At 34.5% G+C, this 21949-nt stretch carries 21 protein-coding genes and 1 riboswitch; of the genes, 5 read left to right on the top strand and 16 right to left on the bottom strand.

The genetic code is table 11. From position 1 onward, the window contains the following. Positions 1-55: 55 nt before the first annotated feature. Positions 56-202: riboswitch (cyclic di-AMP (ydaO/yuaA leader) on the bottom strand. Between the two features lie 139 nt (positions 203-341). Beyond that, entirely contained in the window at positions 342-470 is a 129-nt protein-coding gene (locus tag AC1DKZ_RS12425; RefSeq protein WP_002086273.1) for a hypothetical protein, read from the top strand. Positions 471-532: 62 nt separating this feature from the next. Here AC1DKZ_RS12425 and panE read toward each other — a convergent pair whose 3' ends face one another. Further along, a complete protein-coding gene (gene panE, locus AC1DKZ_RS12420; RefSeq protein ID WP_476996346.1) occupies positions 533-1465 on the bottom strand; it encodes a 2-dehydropantoate 2-reductase in 933 nt (310 codons plus the stop codon). Positions 1466-1641: 176 nt separating this feature from the next. Here panE and AC1DKZ_RS12415 point away from each other — a divergent pair, with 176 nt between their 5' ends. After that, a complete protein-coding gene (locus AC1DKZ_RS12415) occupies positions 1642-3123 on the top strand; it encodes a hypothetical protein (protein WP_476996345.1) in 1482 nt (493 codons plus the stop codon). 206 nt (positions 3124-3329) lie between these two features. Here AC1DKZ_RS12415 and trhO read toward each other — a convergent pair whose 3' ends face one another. Then, positions 3330-4289: an oxygen-dependent tRNA uridine(34) hydroxylase TrhO gene (gene trhO / locus AC1DKZ_RS12410; protein ID WP_002086277.1), complete on the bottom strand. Its 960-nt coding sequence runs from the start codon at positions 4287-4289 to the stop codon at positions 3330-3332. A gap of 493 nt (positions 4290-4782) precedes the next feature. Here trhO and AC1DKZ_RS12405 point away from each other — a divergent pair, with 493 nt between their 5' ends. Further along, positions 4783-6078: an Nramp family divalent metal transporter gene (locus tag AC1DKZ_RS12405; RefSeq protein WP_476996344.1), complete on the top strand. Its 1296-nt coding sequence runs from the start codon at positions 4783-4785 to the stop codon at positions 6076-6078. Between the two features lie 59 nt (positions 6079-6137). On the opposite strand, the gene AC1DKZ_RS12400 is transcribed toward AC1DKZ_RS12405, so the two are convergent. The 3 genes from AC1DKZ_RS12400 to AC1DKZ_RS12390 all read right to left on the bottom strand — a co-directional run bounded on the left by AC1DKZ_RS12400 (position 6138) and on the right by AC1DKZ_RS12390 (position 8836). Continuing rightward, positions 6138-6998 (bottom strand): M23 family metallopeptidase, encoded by an 861-nt coding sequence (locus AC1DKZ_RS12400; RefSeq protein ID WP_476996343.1) that lies wholly within the window; start codon positions 6996-6998, stop codon positions 6138-6140. Between the two features lie 82 nt (positions 6999-7080). After that, positions 7081-8148 (bottom strand): sensor histidine kinase, encoded by a 1068-nt coding sequence (locus AC1DKZ_RS12395; RefSeq protein WP_404444389.1) that lies wholly within the window; start codon positions 8146-8148, stop codon positions 7081-7083. Continuing rightward, positions 8138-8836, bottom strand: coding sequence for a response regulator transcription factor (locus AC1DKZ_RS12390; RefSeq protein ID WP_476996342.1), 699 nt, complete (start codon positions 8834-8836; stop codon positions 8138-8140). Before AC1DKZ_RS12390 ends, AC1DKZ_RS12395 begins: the two co-directional genes overlap by 11 nt. 142 nt (positions 8837-8978) lie before the next feature. Between AC1DKZ_RS12390 and AC1DKZ_RS12385 the strand changes: the two genes are divergently transcribed. Further along, positions 8979-9509, top strand: a complete 531-nt coding sequence (locus AC1DKZ_RS12385; RefSeq protein WP_476996341.1) for a GNAT family N-acetyltransferase — start codon at positions 8979-8981, stop codon at positions 9507-9509. Positions 9510-9574: 65 nt separating this feature from the next. On the opposite strand, the gene AC1DKZ_RS12380 is transcribed toward AC1DKZ_RS12385, so the two are convergent. The 8 genes from AC1DKZ_RS12380 to AC1DKZ_RS12345 form a co-directional block, all read right to left on the bottom strand. Beyond that, entirely contained in the window at positions 9575-11203 is a 1629-nt protein-coding gene (locus AC1DKZ_RS12380) for a peptide ABC transporter substrate-binding protein (protein WP_427328508.1), read from the bottom strand. A 156-nt stretch (positions 11204-11359) separates the two neighbouring features. Next, positions 11360-12685 (bottom strand): bifunctional S-methyl-5'-thioadenosine deaminase/S-adenosylhomocysteine deaminase, encoded by a 1326-nt coding sequence (locus AC1DKZ_RS12375; RefSeq protein ID WP_476996436.1) that lies wholly within the window; start codon positions 12683-12685, stop codon positions 11360-11362. A 53-nt stretch (positions 12686-12738) separates the two neighbouring features. Then, the gene (locus AC1DKZ_RS12370) at positions 12739-13098 is read right to left on the bottom strand and encodes a YunG family protein (protein ID WP_404491374.1); all 360 of its coding nucleotides are present in this window, start codon (positions 13096-13098) and stop codon (positions 12739-12741) included. Positions 13099-13125: 27 nt separating this feature from the next. Then, positions 13126-13569, bottom strand: coding sequence for a GNAT family N-acetyltransferase (locus AC1DKZ_RS12365; protein ID WP_476996340.1), 444 nt, complete (start codon positions 13567-13569; stop codon positions 13126-13128). A gap of 321 nt (positions 13570-13890) precedes the next feature. Then, positions 13891-15405 carry an acetyl-CoA hydrolase/transferase family protein gene (locus tag AC1DKZ_RS12360; RefSeq protein WP_476996339.1) on the bottom strand — a complete coding sequence of 505 codons (1515 nt, stop codon included), beginning with the start codon at positions 15403-15405 and terminating at the stop codon, positions 13891-13893. Between the two features lie 127 nt (positions 15406-15532). After that, entirely contained in the window at positions 15533-16177 is a 645-nt protein-coding gene (locus AC1DKZ_RS12355) for a LytTR family DNA-binding domain-containing protein (RefSeq protein WP_000389700.1), read from the bottom strand. An 81-nt stretch (positions 16178-16258) separates the two neighbouring features. Beyond that, entirely contained in the window at positions 16259-16864 is a 606-nt protein-coding gene (locus AC1DKZ_RS12350) for a pentapeptide repeat-containing protein (protein WP_476996338.1), read from the bottom strand. A 56-nt stretch (positions 16865-16920) separates the two neighbouring features. Beyond that, the gene (locus tag AC1DKZ_RS12345; RefSeq protein WP_476996337.1) at positions 16921-17844 is read right to left on the bottom strand and encodes an alpha/beta hydrolase; all 924 of its coding nucleotides are present in this window, start codon (positions 17842-17844) and stop codon (positions 16921-16923) included. A 209-nt stretch (positions 17845-18053) separates the two neighbouring features. Here AC1DKZ_RS12345 and AC1DKZ_RS12340 point away from each other — a divergent pair, with 209 nt between their 5' ends. Further along, complete coding sequence (locus AC1DKZ_RS12340; protein WP_088039189.1) at positions 18054-18815, top strand: DODA-type extradiol aromatic ring-opening family dioxygenase; 762 nt, start codon at positions 18054-18056, stop codon at positions 18813-18815. Positions 18816-18868: 53 nt separating this feature from the next. Here the strand turns inward: AC1DKZ_RS12340 and AC1DKZ_RS12335 are convergent, their stop codons facing one another. The 3 genes from AC1DKZ_RS12335 to AC1DKZ_RS12325 form a co-directional block, all read right to left on the bottom strand. Next, a complete protein-coding gene (locus AC1DKZ_RS12335) occupies positions 18869-20083 on the bottom strand; it encodes a multidrug efflux MFS transporter (RefSeq protein ID WP_088039188.1) in 1215 nt (404 codons plus the stop codon). A 167-nt stretch (positions 20084-20250) separates the two neighbouring features. After that, positions 20251-21102 carry a GNAT family N-acetyltransferase gene (locus AC1DKZ_RS12330; RefSeq protein WP_242308834.1) on the bottom strand — a complete coding sequence of 284 codons (852 nt, stop codon included), beginning with the start codon at positions 21100-21102 and terminating at the stop codon, positions 20251-20253. Positions 21103-21120: 18 nt separating this feature from the next. Further along, on the bottom strand, positions 21121-21837 hold the full coding sequence (locus AC1DKZ_RS12325) for a DUF554 domain-containing protein (RefSeq protein WP_476996336.1): 717 nt from the start codon (positions 21835-21837) through the stop codon (positions 21121-21123). Between the last annotated feature and the right edge of the window lie 112 nt (positions 21838-21949).

Below are 21949 nucleotides of genomic sequence, written 5' to 3'. Positions count from 1 at the left end.
GCCATAATGAAATAGACTTGTAGACATTATTTTTTTTGTCGCACAAGCTCCACCTTCCTTCTCAATATAACGCTTACGAGGTTAGCTGTCGGATTCGGGCCTATGAGTAGCCCTACCTTTTTCAAGGATTCACCCCATTGGATTATGTACTAATCCATAAGAACGGGTCCCCCGCACCATGCGGCTTCAGCGATTTAGAAAATTGAAACTGTGGATTATAATACTCCTTTATTTTCAAAAAGTAAACAAAAATTTTTAAAAAGAAAAAAATTAAAACGATTGCGCATAATCCACTGAAAAATATACATAATGAATACTAAAAATCCACAAAGGAGACCCGTATGTCTAAAGAAAAGAAGCCACTTTTTTCCGATTCATATTTAGATGCAGTAGCAAATGAAATTAATCAGCTATATGGTAAACGTGAAAGAGAACGAAATACGACAGATAAACCGAAAAGAAACGAATAAATTGTCAAAAAGAAACAAAAAAAGGATAGCAACATTTATATTTTGCTATCCTTTACTCTTTTTCATACCATTTCTTTATTTAAAATCATTTTTTCATATACCTTTAAATTTTGATGCACAGCTCCTAACAAAGGAGTATCTATCGAAAACTGTTCTGCTAAATCAAGTAAATACCCTTGCAAGTATTTCCCTTCAATGAGCGAGCCTTTTTCCATATCACGCTGCATAGATGACTTCATATCATACGAAATTTTATCAATCGTTTTCATATGTTCCTGGACGATATTGTCCTTAACTGGAGCCCCCATAGATTTCATGATTTGCACTGATTCTTCAAATAAGTTTCTAATAAATTCTCGGCCTCCATCACTCTCGCGAATCGGTCCTATCGGCGCACGCATTAATGTTGTCACACCTGACATTACGGTGATAAATAAATATTTATGCCACATATCTTGCACAATATTTTCACTTAAAACAAAACTAGCTTTTGTATCTGCAAATGTTTTAGAAATAAGCTTTATTCTCTCTGAATCTTGAGGCTTAATTTCCCCAAATACAAGTCTGTTGGCAACACTAGTTTGTACAATTTCTCCTTGATCGTTTAACGTCGTCTCGATAAAGCATAAACCGCCAATTACTTTTTCCACGTCGAATTCCTTTTGTAATAGTGTTAAATGAGCGATACCATTTAACACTGGAATTATTACTGTATTCTCTCCTACAAATGGTTTCAAATCTGTTATTGCCTCGTTTAGGTGATACGCTTTTGTTGAGAATAAAATCACATCAAATGGAGTGGTAATATCTTCTTTCGTTATTAGCTTCGGTTGAAATGAAAAATCGCCGTTAATACTTCGGATAACAAGACCTTTTTCCTCTAATTGTTCTTTCCGTTTACTACGTACGAGAAAAGTTACATCTTCTCCCTTTTCGGCAAGTCGTCCACCAAAAAAACCTCCAACGCCTCCAGCTCCTAATACTAAAATACGCATAATACATCCCCCTTTTCAAAACACAATTCTACTCCTTTTAGTATACATAACATTATACATGTCGCCTAATAAATAAGCTGAATTTTCATTCTTAATTATATAAAAATCCTCTGGTTATTTTTTAGCAGATTAGGGCATGTTGTTTCTATAGCTTACATTGAAAGGAAACAATATAAATGGAGGCAATACAAACGATCGAAGAAAAATATGTATCAACAGCTATTTTTCAATTTATTTTCCCATTTTCGTTCAAAAGTGGATATGAACAAAATATGTTCCCTTTCTTACAAAAAAATGATTTCCGGCCCTTTCGACTCGATCATCTTGAAGATGAAAATACATATTACGGGGAGTTCCATGTTTCACATCAAAATATGGAAGCATACTATCTTTCATTTACGAATAAAATTCTCTTCCCTCATTCTGAGCATCAAAAAGGATTACAGCGCTATTCTAAAGGTCTCAATTTAAACGGCCATTTAACAACAAATCTTATCTCTGTCCCATTCACAGTGCACTCAATTGATGTAACACTTTGTCCTTATGAACTTGGGTTTCTAACAATCCGAACAGAAGTTAACATCTCTCCAAATATGACATTATCAGAAGCAATAGAATTCGCTGCACGATTCCGCGTACTTGAAACGAGAGATGAAATGGACGAAAGCATTTGCATAACATGTGCGGGGAAAAAATATTCCCAAGTTGAAAAGTTCATTTTCGGTTATTTATTTAACGGTTTAACAGATTTTTTTGAAAAGAAAAGATTAAGAAGTTCTTACTTTCAAACTTTTCCTTTTTTTGAAGACCAAAGAATGTACGTGCAAACTTTGTTATCGCTAAAACAACATATGGAACTTAACGTTATTGATGTTTATCGTACTTCCAGTCTTTCTGGATTAACAAGTGATGGTAAACCGTATGTAAGTGCGAACAATCTCCCTTATATAAATGATTACTTGAAACAGCACGCCTATCAAAGGTGGGCTCCTAATCGTTATTTCATAATGGAAGAACATATTTTCACATGTATTACGAACGAAGATGATAATAAAATAGCTAAACTTGCTAGCCAAATGTATGGGGAGTTTTATTACGCTTTATTATTAAACTTATTCCATAAAATTGTATTGTTAAAAATGGCAAACGCTTATGCTGAACTAAATATTGAACAAGATACAAATGAGATAGAAAAGTTAATTTACTCTATTAATTCGTTTACAGCTAATTATTTTTCTTTAGAGTTAGTATCTCAGTCACAAAGTGAAGATATTTTCTTTCGTTTAAGAAAACTTTTCAATATTGAAATACTGTTCACGAATGCGAAACAAAATCTTGATGGCTTGTTTAAATATCAAGAAAATGTTGCATCTAAAAAAGATAGCCTTTTATTATTAATTTTAACTCTCTACTCTGTAGTGGGCCAAATGTTTGGATTTACACTAATTGATCTTATAGGAAAAAAAAGTGAGGGGCATGTAGTTTCTTATACTCCTCTTGAATATTTCGCCCTATTTTTATCTATTAGTGGGATATGTATATCTCTAATTTTAGGTGCTCATAGTTTATATCAATGGGCGATGCAACATAAAAACCGAAAAGCATGGGTAAAACAAACTGTACTTTCTGCCGTTAAAGAAAAAGAAGATAAGAATTAAAGACGATTATTTTCAAATTACAAATTCATGGCGCACTTCAGTAAATGAAATTTTTATCAGCGATTTTCCGAATATATCGGTGCAACTCAAAATATATCAGCGATTTTTTAAATATATCGACTTACCGATAAAAATTGGCAAAAAAGAAGTTACTCTAAAATAAACTTTGGAGTAACTTCTTCTCGTTTTTGTTAAACTATTTCCGCTTACTTACCTGCTTCGATTTTTTCTAATGTAGCAGCTACTTGCTCTTCAGTTAATTCGTGTTGCACGATATAACGATTACGTGGGTGTACACGACATTCATGAGAACATGCACGTAAATGTTTTGCTTCACTTTCTTCAGAACATAAAATTTTCTTGTTACATTCAGGGTTTGCACAGTTTACATAGCGCTCACAAGGTTCACCTGTAAAATGATCTTTACCAACGATAACGTGCTCTTTTTGGTTTACTGGTACAGCGATACGCTCATCAAATACGTAACATTGACCATCCCAAAGTTCACCTTGTACTTCTGGATCTTTTCCGTACGTTACAATTCCGCCATGAAGCTGGCTTACATCTTCATAACCTTCGCGAACTAACCAACCTGAGAATTTCTCACAACGAATTCCCCCTGTACAGTACGTTAAAATCTTTTTACCTTCAAGTGTTTCTTTATTTTCTCTAATCCAATCTGGTAATTCACGGAATGATTCAATATCTGGTTTAATTGCACCTTTAAAGTGCCCTAAATCAAATTCATAATCATTTCGTGCATCAATAATAACTGTATCTTCTTGTTTCATTGCCTCATAAAAATCTTTTGGTTCTAAATACTTCCCAGTAATTTCTTTCGGGTTAATGTCGTCTTCTAGACGAAGTGTAACTAACTCTGAACGAGGACGTACGTGCATTTTCTTGAATGCATGTTCATCCGCCTCATCAATTTTAAACACGATTCCAGCAAAACGTGGATCATTATTCATCGCTTCCACGTATTTTTCTGTTTGCTCAACAGTTCCAGAACAAGTTCCGTTAATTCCTTCTGTCGCTACAAGAATTCTTCCTTTTAACTCAAGTGATTTACAAAATTCTAAATGCTGTTCAGCAAATTCTTCTGGATTTTCAATTGTTGTGTACATGTAATACAGTAATACTCTATATGGTTTTGTAGTTGCCAATGTATTTCTACCACCTATCTAAATTTTAAAATCATGTATAAGTTAACGTTCATATCAAAACATATATAATAAGAAAATACATACTAAATTGTACTTAGCCTATTTTCTTCTATTTACAATTTTTTCTATAAGTTAACAAAAATAAAAACAAGATTACAGAACAAAACACTACGGTTAGGTTGTAATCCCAATATATTATATATCATACAATTTCATTTCCATCAATTAATATGATGTAATATAGGCTGTATGTTCACATAAATTTCAAAAACAGCCCTATAATTTATTATCTTCTCCCTTATTCATCAACCATAAACTCCCAAAATATTTTTGCATCGTCACACCATTCATTGCACACAGTCATATAATTTGCATTAAGGAAACTTTTATGTTCAAATGAAATTGCCACATCATATATCTAAATGTATTGAAATAATGAGTAAGAATAAAGTGAAACTTTAATCAAGTTAAGATTTCAAAGGGGAATACTACTATGAATAAAGATATAACAAAAGATAAACAAGTCCCTTCTCAAAGTACAACAGTTCAATCAGCCCATTTAGCGTTAAGTGGACAAACAAAAGGCTTTAAAAGACTGTTACCATTCTTAGGACCTGCTTTTATCGCATCAGTTGCTTATATTGATCCTGGGAACTTCGCTACAAATATCGCAGCTGGATCACAATATGGGTATTTATTACTTTGGGTAATACTCGCTTCTAATTTAATGGCTGTATTAATTCAAACTTTATCAGCTAAATTAGGAATCGCTACTGGGAGAAATCTTCCTGAAGTAGCTCGCGAAAACTTCCCCAAACCAGTTTCCATCGGTTTATGGATACAAGGGGAACTCGTTATTATGGCTACAGATTTAGCTGAATTTATCGGGGCAGCACTTGGCTTATACTTACTATTTGGAATTCCGATGTTACCAGCTGCTTTAATTACAGCAGTTGGATCATTTATTATTCTTGAATTTCAACGCAGAGGCTTTCGTCCATTAGAAGCTATCATAACAGGTATGATTTTTATCGTTGTTATCGCTTTTGGTATCCAAATCTTTTACGCAAAACCGGAATTAAGCCCTCTACTCTCAGGACTTTTCACTCCAAAATTCCAAGGTGTAGATAGCATCCTTTTAGCAGCTGGAATTTTAGGTGCGACAGTAATGCCGCACGCGATATATTTACATTCGGCCTTAACGCAGCGCCGTGTAGTCGGAACAAATGATGAACAAAAGAAAAAGATTTTCCGCTTCGAATTCATCGATATTATTATTGCAATGGTTATCGCTGGAGCAATTAATGCAAGTATGTTAATTGTAGCAGCTGCACTATTCTTTAAAAACGGCTTGCACGTTGAAGACCTTGATGTTGCTTTTAACCAGTTCAGTAATTTAGTCGGTCCTGTATCTGCTGCATTATTTGGAATTGGACTTTTATCAGCAGGTTTATCTAGTTCTTCTGTTGGTACGATGTCTGGTGATATTATTATGCAAGGATTCATTCGAATGCATATTCCGTTATACTTACGCCGATTTATAACAATGATTCCGCCTCTCGTTATTATCGCTTTAGGTGTAAATCCAACTTACGCTCTCGTTATGAGTCAAGTTGTCTTATCGTTCGGTATTGCCTTTGCATTAGTACCACTTATTATGTTTACAAGTAATAAGAAGATTATGGGCGCACTCGTCAACCATCGCATTACAACATTTATCACGTGGTTAATCGCTGCACTTATTATCGCTTTAAATATTTTCTTACTGTATCAAACATTTGTAGGTTAATAAAAAAGGGTATTCCAAATTTAATTTGGAATACCCTTTTTGGATGAAATGATTTCCTTCTACTTACCACTTATGTATGTCCCTCTTTCTGGCATTATCGCACCTTTTTCAGTTCGAAAATAAAGTGGTAATCCTTCCGAAAGAAATATGCTCACCTTAGATGGATCCTGCCTTTGATGATGAATATGTAAATGCGGCTCACTTGAACTTCCTGAGTTACCGACTTGGGCAAGAAATTCTCCTTCATTTACATGTTCGCCTTCCCTCACTTTAATTGATCCTTTCTTTAAATGGGCAAGAAACAAAAATGTACCTGTTTCATCCAGTCGTAAATAAATATGATTTCCCGCCATCGATTGAAAATCATCCGATCCCGGAACTAAATCTATTTCATCATTTTTAATTGATACAACTGTCCCAGAAGCTGGTGCCATTACTTTCGCTCCATATATTCCATAATCCTCTAACTTACTACTTTTCACTTCAGCAGGTGGAATGAGAATATCGTATGCCCATCGTTCATTTGGTTTTATAACGTGATAGTTCGTTTCTAATTTATCGCCGCCCCAACCTATCAATGCTCGTTCATTCAAAGGAAAACGAACGACTACTTTAGGACTCATAGACTGTACATCTACTGGGTATGCAATTCTCCCAATGTTAGCGAACCACCCCACGGGCCAAGCTCCAATGGTAGAAAACAGAACTATTAATAGTAGCGTTCCATCTATCCGCTTTCTAAAAATGCCTTTCCAAACAAACATTACTGCTGAGCCTATTAAGAGACAAACTGAAATTACACTAAAAGCCTGTATAATCCACCACACAAAGACTGATGTAACGCCATTACCTAAATAAACTAAACTCCAACTTATAATTAAAAAAGCAACTATAATCGCTAATAAAAGTCTCTTCCACATGCTGTATCCCTACTCTCCTATCTTTGTTCCCCATGATACGAAGTAAAAATTACGACATATGAAAGAAATACTTACGACTTTCTTACATTTCTTTATACCGCGGTAAAACGATAGTGAAAACCGTTTCTTTATCGTTACTACGTACAGTGATATCTCCTTTATGAAGTTCCGCAATACTTCTCGCAATTGCAAGCCCCATTCCTTTTCCACCCGTATGAGAGCTACGTGATTTTTCACCACGATAAAACTTTTCAAAAACGTAAGGAAGGTTCTCATTCGGAATGCATTGTCCAAAATTTTTAATTTCTATTTCAACATTCATATCTCTTTTAGAAACTTGAATTAAAAGCTCCTTTCCGTCTTTCCCGTACATAATACTATTACTAATTACATTTTCGAATAGCCTCACCATAACCGCTACATCCATTTCCACATGTAACACCTTATCACCTTTAATACAAAAGCTCATATCGGCATCATCTAGTTGTGGTACAAAATCAATCATGATTTGTTCAATGAACGCTTTCATATTTACTACACTTTTATGTAATTCGATCTCTCTATAATTTATTTGACAATATTCTAATAAATCATCTACTTGATTTTTCAATTCATAACTTTTTCGCTTTAATATACTTACATACTGTTCACATTCTTCTCTATTTGAATGCAGCTGATTTCCTAACAGGTCCGCGTAACCTATTAGGGATGTTACAGGTGTTCGTAAGTCATGAGAAATATTACTAATCATTTCATTTTTCATTTCTTGCGATTTTTTTTCATTCTCTATAGACTCTTTTAAACTTTTGGCCATTCTATTAACATTCGCTGCTAATTCACCAATCTCGTCATTTTTTGAAATAGGTATATGTATTTCCAAATTACCATTACTTATTTCCTTCAGACTCTTGTTAATTTCAGATAATCTTTTCATCGTTGTTTTTGTCATGAATGCAAAGTATATTGTAGTAAAAATTAAAAAAACTATTAAATATAAAAATGAATATTTTTCCTCTAACGCAGTAACATGACTATATATATTTCCAATTGCAATTTGAAACGCTATTATACTTACAGTTGCTAACAAAATGCTACATATGAATGCGATAAAAAACTTAGCTCTCATGCCTTGTAATGATTTAATCTTCAATTTTATATCCGACTCCCCAAACATTTTGAATAAACTTCGGCTCTTTTGGATTCTCTTCAATTTTATTTCTTAATCTTGCAATATGAACCATTACTGTATTATTACTTTCATAGGCCCTTTCTTTCCAAACGCTTTCATATATTTCTTCAATAGTAAACACACGATTCATTGCAGCGGCCATTAAGTACAAAATATCATATTCAGTTTTCGTAAGATTGATTGTTTCTCCATATAACATTACTGTTCTCGACACTTCATCTATTTCTAAACCTCTAATGTTTATTTCCTTTTTTATTACTTGAACAGCATTTTGATTGAAATATGTATACCTTCTTAATTGAGCTTTCACTCTTGCTATAAATTCAATTGTACTGAACGGCTTCACAATATAATCATCTGCCCCAGTACTAAATCCAACGACTTTATCTATGTCCGATGATTTCGCGCTTAAAAACATAATTGGTAAACTATATTTCTCTCTTATCCTTCTACACAATTCAATCCCATCCATTTGAGGCATCATAACATCAAGGATAGCAAATTGAACATCATTATTATTCAATACCTCTAACGCCTCTTCTCCGTTGTCAGCACTAAAGACAGTAAAACCTTCTTGTTTTAAATTTTCATTAACGAATCGAATAATATCTCGATCATCATCTACAATTAAAATTGAGTTTTTCTCCATATCTAAACCTCTTTTTGAAATATATTCCACAATTAATTTTAACATAAATCAAAATCATCATTACACCTTGAATAATCTTTATTTTCAGATTAAATTATATAATAACAACACATTCTAGTTTCAGAAGAAATGGAGTGAAGGCATGTTTCCTATATTAAAAACCAACCGGCTCATTTTACGAGAACTTACCGAAGAAGATGCACCGAGTATATTACAGTGCTTTTCTAATACCGATGTCCTGCGCCATTATGGCCAAAAACCATTGCAAAATTTGGATCAAGTAAAGCAAATCCTTAATAATTTTAAGTTGGGTTACAACGCAAGAAACGGCATTAAATGGGGAATCGAATTAAAAGACAAGAAAGGTCTCATTGGAACAATTGGTTTTCATGATTGGTCTTCCGAACATAAACGAGCAAATATAAGTTATGCCTTTTTCCCTGAACACTGGGGAAATGGATATGCGACTGAAGCGGTTTCTGAAGTTATATCATACGGTTTCCACACACTTCATTTAAAACGCATCGGAGCAATTGTCTTTCTTGAAAATGAGGCTTCAAATAAAGTACTATTAAAATTAGGTTTTGAAAAAGAAGGAGTTCTAAAAAACTATATGTATCAAGATGATATCCCCTATGATACGAATTTTTATTCTTTATTAAAATCGGTTTAATAGATATAATTCCAAAAAAAGAAACCTCACTTTTAAAAGTAAGGTTTCTTTTTTGATTAATAGTTTTACTTATTATCGATATAAGCATTCTTATAAGTATAAACGCCACCAAATTGATGCTTTTCAATTCCTTTTACATAATCCCTTTGTACATAAGCGGAACCAATATGATAAAGCGGTGCTACCGCAGCGTCCTCTAATATGACCTGCTCAGCTTCTCGCAACGCTTCCCATCTTTTCTTTTGATCTAGTATAAGATCATTTTTAGCTTTTTTTATTAGCTCATCGTAATGAGGATTAGAATAATTCATTTTATTATTTGGATTACTTGTCGTAAATAGCTCTAAATAACTAATTGGATCTTTATAATCTGGTCCCCAATTTACCATAGATATATCGTAATCACCTGTTTGTTCTAATTGTAACTTTTGCTTAAATGGCTGTTGTTTAATTTGTATCGTTAATCCATGCAAATTCTTCTCTAAGTCACCTTTTATATATTCCGCCATACGTTTTGCGTTATCTTGTTCAAACGTTAAAAACTCGAGTTTTATTTGTTCTACTCCAAGTTCTTTTTTCGCTTCTTCCCAAATCTTTTTCGCTTTTTGTAAGTCGTATGGAGAAATATCTCCGTTTTCTTTTCTAAAATCTTTGCCAGTCGCTTCATTTATATGACCAACTGGTACAAGTCCACTTGCAGGTTTTGCGCCGTTATTAATAAAGTGAGCTACAAAATCTTCTTTATTTAACGCTAATGAGATAGACTGACGCACTTTCTTATTTGCTAACGCATTATTTTTTTCATTAAAACGGAGCATTGCAATTCCAGGATCGCTCGACATATGCAATTGCTTATTCCCTTTATACTTGTCTACAAATTGAGAATTAATTGGTACTCGATCCAAATCGCCAGCTTCATATAAATTTACTGCTGTCATTGTATCCTTCACAATTTGAAAGTTTATTTCTTCTAATTTCACTTTCTTTTTATCCCAATATGTATCATTTTTCTTTAATTGAAATTCTTGTTCATGCTTCCACTTCTCTAATACAAATGGACCGTTATATATGAGATTACTAGGTTCCAATGCATAATTCTTTCCTTGTTCTTTTAAAAATGATTCGTACTGTGGTAAGTATATAGGTAACGCTAACAACTGTAAAAAATACGGAATTGGCTGTTCTAGTTCCACTTCTAACTTATAATCATTTATGACTTTAACCCCAAGTTCATCAAGAGGCATTGTTCCCTTATTTATCTCTTTCGCATTTTTCACGTAAAAGAGCATATACGCATATTGAGACGCTGTTTCATGACTTACCGCCCGTCTCCACGCAAACATAAAATCATTGGCTGTTACACTGTCTCCATTTGACCATTTTGCATCTTTACGCAAATCAAATGTATATTTTTTACCATCTTCACTTCTTTCAAACGACTTTGCTACTGCTGGAATAGGCTGATCTTGATCATTTAATACATACAACCCTTCAAATATATTTTGCATAACGTGCGCTGACGTACCATCCATCGTTTTCGCAGTATCAAGAGAAGGAATTTCTTCTGATACCGTTACATTTAATACTTGTTTTTTTGCCTCTGTGTCACTTTTATTCGCTTTATTATTACAAGCTGTTAATAATAAAGTTGTAACAAGTGCCATTACCATTAAATGGCTCTTTTTTCGCTTCATGAGTTGTTCTCCTTAAAAATATAATATTGTAAAACGTTATATATTATAGCAGAAATACTAACAGAAAGATGCGACATTCTTTTGAATATTTATTCGTTCAAGAAAAAAAGCTATCCTTTTAAAAAAGGACAGCTTTTTCAACTGACATATAAATACCTATCTTTGTAAACCTCGTTTATAACGACTTGCTTCAAATATAATACGCTCTTCATCTAATGTTTTACATTCACCATTCCAAACGACACGTTTACCATTAATAATTACATCGCTTATATCTTTTCCACTAGCTGCATACACAAGATGTGATAACACTTCATCTGCCGGTTGTAAATGCGGCTTATTAGATGGGTCAACCGTAATAAAATCAGCACACTTTCCAACCTCAAGTGAGCCCGTTTGTTTCATCCCGATTACTTCAGCAGCTCCTTTAGTCGCAAGTGTAAGAGCTGTTTCAACTGGTAACGCTGTTGCATCTTGATGAATACCTTTTTGTAATAAAGTCGCTATGCGCATTTCTTCAAACATATCTAAATTGTTGTTAGACGCCACACTATCTGTTGCAATTCCTACTTTTATTCCTGCTTCTAGCATCGCTTTTACATTCGCTATACCAGAACCTAGTTTTAAATTACTATTTGGGTTATGAGCTACTCGAACATCATGTTCTGCTAAAAATGCACGCTCATTTTCATTTAATACTACACCGTGCGCAATAACTGTTGGGCGTTTAAACAATCCGCAACTTGCTGCATATTCTACTGGACGCTTCCCATACTGTGCTTCAATATCACGTACTTCACGCTCTGTTTCAGAAAGATGAATATGAACCATCGTTTGATTTTCTACTGCAATACGAGCACACTCTTCTAACAGTTCTGTGGAACATGTATATGGACTATGCGGTGCAACCATCGTAGTTAACATACCACTTTCGTTATAGTAACGCTTCACATATTTCTCAGCTTCTTCAATTGCTTTCTTTTCATCGTCTTTCGTTCCGAAGCTAAATAAAGTTCTTGAAACAGCAGCACGCATTCCACTCCTTGATACCGTTTCCATAATTGCATCTTGGTCTACTCCAATAGGATTAAACATATCAGAGAATGATGTTGTACCACTTTTCACCATTTCAAGTAATCCTAATTCCGTGCTAGCGACCGCAAGCTCTGGCGTAAACTGACTTTCAAGTGGCCAAATTCTCGTCTCAAGCCATGGCTGCAATAACATATCATCTCCGATACCTCTCAAAAGGCTCATAACAACGTGTGTATGTGTATTGACAAGCCCTGGTAAAACCCACTTTCCTTTCATGTCAATTACTTCATCTACTTCAAAATCGTTAGCGAATTCTCCACTATTTATATCTATAATTTGATCATTTTCTACAATGATATATCCATTTTCTATCACTTCATTTTGTTCATTCATCGTTGCAATTGTAGCGTTTACATAAGTTGTTTTCAAAAGTATTTCCCCTTTCAACTCTATGAAGTTCACTTTAATAAGTTACCACCATTATAGTAACTTATTAAAGATTAAGAGTCAAAAGATAATTTGAATTCTTTCATTATCTTTTCCTTCAAAATGCTATATTGTTTTTTATTTGTATCTGCAAGTGCTTCTTCTCGATTAGATTTCACGCCCATATAATTCACTTCTTCATTAAATTGTGTCTCTGTAAAATCAAACACCTTTCCATCTATAAGGTTATAAAAGTGCCATACTTCTCCTACTTTCGTTTTTTTAATCTCTCCCCCGTATAAGTCTTGAACAACTAGAGCCGTTACACCACATTGTCCCTTTGCCGGATTTTCGCTCGTCCATTTTGAACTTGTTTCAATCGACCACGATTTTGTTAACATATCATATATTTGTTTTTTCTTCACATTATCCACTCTCATCTTCCCCTGACATTAATAGTTTTACACATCATATTGCAAAAGCGGTAATAGTCGATCCTTAAAAACCGTTGATGGCGTCTCTCCGATTAACTTCGCTCCCATTTTTAAATAATATCCTTTTGCATTCGGATCACTATCAATTGTAAAACTTGTTAATCCTAGTTCATGTGCTTTTTCTATTACAAACTCCCAAAATATATTCCCGTACCCTTTCCCTTTGTAACGAGGATGCAAGTATAGGAAATCGAGGGCATTGTCATTACGTAAAAATGAGAAAAATCCAATCTTCATATTATCGTTTTCTAAAACATATACATAATTACTTTTTATGTACTCTTCCGTAATTGTTAAATCTTCCTTACAAGCAATGATAAATTCTTCACTATAATTCCAAGTTGCTTTTGAATATAGTGCGAATTCACTTAATTCATTTGCTTCACTTAATAACGCTTCTCTCATCTTCATGATTATTTCTCCTCACCTTCGATATGTAAACTACTAAATTGATTCGGAAAGTACTCCAAAAAACCTTTTATTTTCATAGATTAGAGATAACTTTTATAAATTGAAACTTTAACCAGTGGGGTTTTGTTCATCCTCCACTGATTATGTGCCCTCACCAATCGGCTTTTACGGGGAACGGTTTGTAACAATTTAGTTAAAGAAAAAGAACGCCATTTCTAAAAATTGGCGTTCTTTTTCTTTAACTTTAACCCTCTTATTTGTAACATACTACATTCAACTTCAAACTCAATCACTTGTATTACCACTTCTTATAATACACACCTATACAGTTTCTACTACTGCTTCAAGCATTGTTCCATTTTTAGCATAATTCGTATGCCAAGAAAAAGCTTTTTCTAAAACATGAGGGGTTTGCCCACCTCTTGTTTGTGCTTCTTCGAAATAAGCTCGTAGCTGGTCACGATACATTGGATGTGCGCAATTCTCAATAATTAGTTCCACTCTTTCTCTTGGCGCTAGTCCTCTTAGGTCAGCAAAGCCCTGTTCAGTGACGATAACATCTACATCGTGTTCAGTATGGTCTACATGAGAAACGAAAGGAACGATACTTGAAATGTTACCACCTTTTGCAATCGATTTCGTAACAAAGATCGCTAAACGTGCATTTCTCGCGAAATCACCAGAACCACCAATACCGTTCATCATTTTTGTACCTAAAACGTGAGTAGAGTTAACATTTCCGTATATATCTAATTCTAAAGCAGTATTAATCGAGATCAATCCAAGGCGGCGAATGATTTCAGGGTGATTAGAAATCTCTTGCGGGCGCATCATTAATTTGTCACGATATTTTTCAAAGTCGGAAAATACTTGTTGCATTTTCTCTTCAGAAAGCGTGATCGAGCAACAGGAAGCAAAATTGACTTTCCCAGCATCCATTAGATCAAAGACCGCATCCTGTAAAACTTCAGAATACACTTCTAAATCTTCAAACTCCGAATCTAACATTCCATGAAGAACTGCATTGGCCACTGAACCAATTCCCGATTGTAACGGCGCTAAACGATTTGTTAACCGACCTACTTTTACTTCTTCTCGAAGGAACTCTATTAAATGTTGTGCCATAATAACAGTTTCTTCATCCGGAGGAACAATTGTCGATGGAGAATCCAGTTGATTCGTAAACACAATCCCCTTCACTTTTTCAGCATCAATCGGAATACCGATCGTTCCAATTCGATCATCCGTTTTTACGAGCGGAATTGGAAGTCTCTCTCCTTGTTTACCTGGTTCATATAAATCATGTAGCCCCTCTAATTGCGCGGATTGGGCCATATTCATTTCAATAATAATGGACTTAGCATTTAGGGAAAATGCTAAGGAATTTCCAATTGAAGTGGTTGGAATAATCATTCCGTCCTCGGTAATCGCAACCGCTTCCAAAATAGCGAAATCTATATCCATAACGTCAGCACGGAGTAACTCTGCTGTATGAGACAAGTGCTGATCCACAAATAAAAAGTCTCCGTTATTAATTCCTTTTCGCATAGTCGTATCGGCTTGGAAAGGCAGCCTTTTCCCTAAAATTCCTGCCTCAGCAAATACTTTATCTACATCCGAACCTAAGGAAGCTCCAGTATAAACATTTACTTTAAAAGATTTATCATTCTTAACTTGGTTCACTAGCGCAAATGGGACTGCTTTTACATCCCCAGCACGTGTAAATCCACTTAATCCTAAAGTCATTCCACTTTCAATCCATGAAGCTGCTTCTTCAGGTGTAACTACCCGATCTTTTAAACGTTGATCCCTGATTCTATCCAAATTATTCTCCATATGTAATCCCTCTCTTAATGAATATTTATAATTATTTTACACATTAACACTATCAAAATAGGGATTTTAGTATACAATGCCGAAAATTCAGATAAAACAGCGAATCTAGGTTCCAAAGCAGAAAAATCTAGAATCCTAAAAGCTTACGAAAATAGCTAGCATACGATTGACTAACTGGTACCCTCTCCCCGTTATCCATCGAAAGCAAAAAAGTAGAATGAGTATCAGGATAAATCGCTTTAATATGATTAACATTTACAATAAATGAACGATGGCATCTAATAAATGAATCTTTCGGCAGCAAGTATTCAAATTCTTGTAGCGAGTACTTATGTGTTCCTGTTAACTCTTCTGAATTCACATACGTCTTTTTATCTTTAGCCTCTAAATACATGACCTTTGAAAAAGGAACCGGAACCCAGCCGTCTGTTGTTTTTAAAGTAACGACTGACTTACCATCCGTTAAAGCTGGATAAATTGCCGTCACGCAACCTTCAATCTTGCCATTATTTGAAAATGGTACGGCCATTCCATGATAAGGAATACCAAAAACATCCCGGTTAATAAACTCAGAGGCTTTTTGCTTCGTTACCATTGCTTTATGAGCAATCGTCCCTTCCTTTATAGGATCACCGGCGCTAATCTTTAAATCAATTCGTTTACTTGGCCGATAGTAAATATATTCTTTCGTATTCGAAACGGCGATTGATATTTCATCTGAAAATAATTCCCCAACAACATCTAGTAGTATACCTAATGTTTTATCTTCCATATTATTAACACCTCATTCACTATTATACTACTATTATGATTTGTAAAACCGTTCAACAATTAGAACGGTTTTACAAACAATTCAGTTCACCTTAGCCCCATAACATCTCGCAACTGCAACCGCCTGCGCTATATCTAATTTCACGTTTTTTAAATCAAAAGCTTTAAAATCAACTCTATCAACTACAGCTCCTCTTAAATCTGCGCCGCTAAGTTTTACCTTGCCTAATTGTGCGCCCGTTAAATCCGCTTCACGTAAATCTGCTTTTTCTAAATTACATTCACATAGGTCARCTTCAATTAAGCGAATACCCTTTAAAATTTGTTTGCTTAAGTTCGCAAACCTTAAATTCGTATATGACCAATCACCTGATATAATTGTTATTCCGTCTAAATTCGCCTCTTCGAAATCAGAACCAGTCATTTTACATTCTTCAAACTTAGATACAAATAAATTCGCACCAAAAAACCTACAATTAGCAAATGTAGTTCCTTGATGGATAGAAGCATTAAAAAGAGAACCAGTAAAATCGCATTCTATGAAATTACAATTTTTAGTAAAAACTTCTGATGCATCTATCCCTCTAAAACGGCATTTTATGAAGGTACAATTTTTCAATTCCTCTTCTTTTATCCAGACATCTTGAAAATCTATTTCTACATATTCTTTATTTACAAATTCGCTCATAATCAATCCTCCAATTTTTCAAAAAACCTCACTTCAGCATGAAGTGAGGTTTCTTCTTATACAATATGCTCATCTAACCATGAAATCAAATCTTGAAATACATCTTCTCTATTCACTTCATGGAACATTTCATGTCTACCATTTTCATATAAACGAAGTGTTACATCTTTCACACCACATTTTTTATAGTTTTCGTATACTTCTTTTACACCTTTCCCCATATCCCCAACAGGATCACGATCACCAGAGAATATATGTATTGGAAGATTTTTTGGTGTCTTCTTATATTCTTCTATTTTATTTACTTCTAGAACTCCATGAAACAATTCTCGGTAAAAACTAGTCGTACAAATGAATCCACATAACGGATCCGCAATATATTTATCAACTTGATTAATATCTGAAGATAACCAATCAAATTTCGTACGATTTGGCTTAAAGTGCGAGTTGAAGTTTCCGAAAGATAAGAAGTTCAGCATCGGACTTTTCGTTTTCTTTCCGCGAAGTTTCATCTCAATTGTCGCTAATTTATGACCGATACTTCCTAAAAGCCCTGGACTTCCACCAGTTCCTGAAATAAGGAATCCATCATATAATTCACCTTTAAATTGTACAGCACGTCTTGATAAAAAAGAACCCATACTATGTCCAAGTAAAAATAACGGGCATGTCTGCTCTTCTTTTATCATTTCCGAAACAAAGATAACATCAGAAACAGCCTGATTCCAACCTACATTTGGTTCAAAATGACCATAGTCTTCTTCCCTTTTCACTGTTTTTCCATGCCCTTTATGATCATGAGCATAAACACCATATCCTGCTTCTAATAAAGCATCAATAAATTCTGTATAAACACCTGCATGTTCTGTCATACCATGTGCAATTTGAACAATCCCCCGCGGATTTGCTTCTGGTAACCATTTACGCAAGTAAATTTCTGATTTATCCAATGCCGTAACGAAATTTTCCCGTATGCTCATTCCGACAGCCTCCAAATCTATTATGTATATCTTTTTTTATAATGAATAAACATTCATTATTCTTATTATGTATTATATGCAATTGCTTTCATTATGACAAATGATCTATTTTTCCGCTTACATATTAAACTATTCTCTTGACGAATTTAAATTAAAATTATATAGTTACTTACATAAAGTAATTAATATATTTTTAGGAGGTTTTAATCATGATGCCCTCACTATTTTTAGCACATGGATCACCTATGCTTGCTATTCAAGATACAGACTATACACGCTTTTTAAAGACACTTGGAGAAACATATAAACCGAAAGCTATTGTTATTTTTACCGCTCACTGGGAAAGTGAAGTATTAACGATCTCCTCTTCAGATAACGAATATGAAACAATTTATGATTTTGGAGGTTTTCCTCCTGAGTTATACGAAATCAAATATCGTGCGAAAGGCTCTTCTAGCATTGCGTCTATGCTAGAAACAAAATTTAAAAACAAAGGCATTCTAGTCCATCATAATATGACGAGAGGTTTAGATCATGGTTCATGGACACTCCTGCATCGTATGTACCCAGAAGCCAATATTCCTGTCGTACAAATATCAGTCAATCCATTCCTTCCTGCAAAAGAACAATTTGAAATTGGAGAAGCACTAAAAGGACTTGGACAAGAAGATATTTTAGTAATCGGGAGCGGTGTTACCGTTCATAACTTACGAGCTTTGAAATGGAATCAAACTACACCTGAACAATGGGCAATTGAATTTGATGATTGGATTATTAAACATATGCAGACTACTGATAAAGATGCATTATTTAATTGGGAGAAAAATGCCCCTCATGCACAATTAGCAGTACCAAGAGCAGAGCATTTTGTTCCTTTATTTGTCGCTATGGGAAGTGGCGATAATAACGGTGAAGTCATTCACCGCAGTTACGAGCTTGGTACATTAAGCTATCTTTGTCTTCAATTTTAAAGAAAAGGATGAAGCAATCGTTGCTTCATCCTTTTTCTTTTTCATTCACTTAGTTAACTAACTTCCAAATGTCGTTTCTCTGATACCTCTTCGTTCTTATTGTGAAAATAAACCCAAATGCACGCAATAAATAATAGTGATGAAGTAGAAAAGAAAACATATTGGAAGCCCGCATGTGCTGCAATTTGTCCACCAAGTACTGGTCCAATCATATTTCCTAAAAACTGAAACGATTGATTATACCCAAATATTCTTCCCGTTACATGGGTTGGTGTATGTTGTTTTAGTAGAGTTTGTACGGAAGGTAATAGTCCTGCTTGTGCAATACCTAATAAAAAGCGAAGAATTAATAGTTGCCAAGCTGAGGTTACAAATGCTTGCGGAATAAAAATAATTCCTGCCGCAAACAACGCCACAACTAACGTTTTTTGAGGTCCAATACGATCTGATAATCTACCTAACTTAGGAGCTGCCATAATAATAGCTAAACCTGTCGCAGACATGACTGCGCCTGCAATCATTTCAATATGAGCTGTTCCTGGGCCTTCTAAATTCTTTACATACAATGTAATAATAGGTTGAATTGACATGTTCGCAAGTTGAATAATAAATGTTGTTACAAATAAACTAATAATTAAATGCTTTGCTGGAACCATCGTCCATACTTTTTTCGGTTGTACTTTTTTTGCTTGAGCGGAGTGATTCTCTTCATGTAGAAAGAAAAAAACGATGAGAAAAGAAAGGAATAAAAAAGCTCCTGTAACAAGAAAAACATGGCGCATTCCAATTAACTCAGACAAATATCCTCCAAGTAACGGGCCAAGTAAAGAACCGCTCACGCCCCCAGTTGAAATTGTGGAAATTGCCCAACCTGAATGCTCTTTCGGAGTTTCTGCTGCAATAAATGTCATCGCTGTAGAAAGGAAACCTGATACCGATCCCATTAAAAACCGAAGTGCGACTAATTGATACACATCTGTCACAAACCCCATAAGCGTCATAATTATCGCCATACCAAGGCTAGCACGTATAAGCATCAATTTCCGTCCATGTATATCACCAAGCTTGCCCCATATTGGTGATACGATCGCACCCATTAAAAATGTCACACCAAATGCAAGTCCCGACCACTGTGCAATACTAGCAGTGCCGGTCACCCCTAATTCCTCAATATAAAAAGATAAAAAAGGAATTACTAAACTCATACCGGCTGCAGTGGTAAAACAACCTAGCCAACAAATCATTAAATTTCGTTTCCAGTTGGCCATTTTCACACCTTCTTTCATTAGATACCCATTCTACACCCTTTCTTGTAAAAAGTTTAGTAATTTGCTTTATTTGTAAGATTTACTAAAAAACCCGCTATTTTCTAGTGAAAATCACTACATCTCTACATTATTTCTATAAAAAAACCAACTCCCATATATGGAGTTGGTTACTTATTCTCTAATGGTATTAAACGCGCATCACAATTTCGCTCATAAAACTCAATCGGGCCTGCTTGTCCAATAATTGCGTATTCATATCCTTCTTGCTTCATACTATGTAAACAACGATGTAACAATTCCTTACCTACACCTTTCACGCGATTTTGTTTCGCTGTGCCCATTGGACCAAACAATCCCTTCTTTCCTCTCACTACATCATAACAAGCGAAACCTACTATCACTTCTTCTTTTTCTGCTATATAAATAGGTAAATTTTCTTTATATGTACGAAATCCATACTCTATTGAATGTAACCAACGTTCACCAAATTCCTCATTAATAAAACTTGCTAATTTTTCAAAATCAGAAGGGTTAGCCTTTCTAACAGTACAAATTAAATGATTATAAGTAGGAACAAAACATTTTAGATCGACCGCTAAATCTCTTGGCTCAGCTATAATACGTAATATATCTTTTTTTATTTGTGCATTTCCAATAAACGTATCTACACGAAATAGTGCATATATAACATGCCCTTCATTTATTATTACTTGCTGGAAACGTTCCATACGTTTCTTCGCTATTTGTAAAATTTCTAGCACCTTATAAGATACCTTATATTGTCCTATTTTTTTATACTCTTGATACGGTGAATCGTATTGTTTTCGTATTGAAAGTTTTTCTAAAAAATCCGTACCTAAGTTACGAAACAAATACATATACAACTCGCTACAAACCCCAGTGCCTTCTTTACTCATTCCGATAAACAGATGAGTTGGTTGAATAATATTATTTTCCGCCTCTTCTGCTGCAATCTTCAATATGTTATGAACACGTTTTGTATATTGAAATTCCTCCATATATATATCCATCCCCTACTACTTTACTATTAAACCGTAACCATAAATAAGTGAAACGATTATTCCAACTACCAATATACCTGGCAGTAAATTTGCCACCTTGATTTTAATAACACCCAGTAAGTTCAATCCAATAGCGGCTATCATAATACCACCTGTAGCTGTCATTTCCACTATAAATTGATTCATTAATTCTTTCGGGACCACACTATTAATTTGTGTTGCAAAAACCGCAATCCCTCCTTCATATAAAATAACTGGAATCGCCGAGAATACTACACCAATTCCTAAAGTTGTCGTTAATATAATAGAAATAAACCCATCGATAATCGCCTTTGTAAATAAAATATCATGATTTCCGCGAATCCCACTGTCGAGTGCACCAAGTATGCCCATCGCACCAATTGCAAAAATTAAAGTAGCTGTTACAAACCCTTCTGATATGCTCCCTTTCCCTTTCGATCCAACTTTATTTTCTAGCCAATCTCCTAACAGCTTTAACTTTTCCTCTAGTTGTAGCCATTCCCCGATGACGGTACCAATAACTAAACTTAAAATGACAACAAGAAAATTTTCACTTTTCAATGCCATTTGAAGTCCAAGCACAGTAATCGCTAAAGCGATTGCATGCATAATTGTTCCCTTCATACTTTCTGGAATCCTACTAAATAATTTTCCTAGTAAAGTACCAAATATAATACAAATCCCATTTACAACTGCTCCTAATATAACCATTTCTCGTTCTTCACCCTTCGAATTCTTTATTTCTATATTTTGGTTTATACATTGATTTACAGGTTATCTATATGTTAACGTAATATTGAGAATATTAACAAATATTTTCACT

This window comes from Bacillus sp. 05T21 (genome assembly GCF_056396785.1).
Note: the sequence above shows the minus strand (reverse complement) of the source record. Positions and strands in the feature narration are given on the sequence as shown.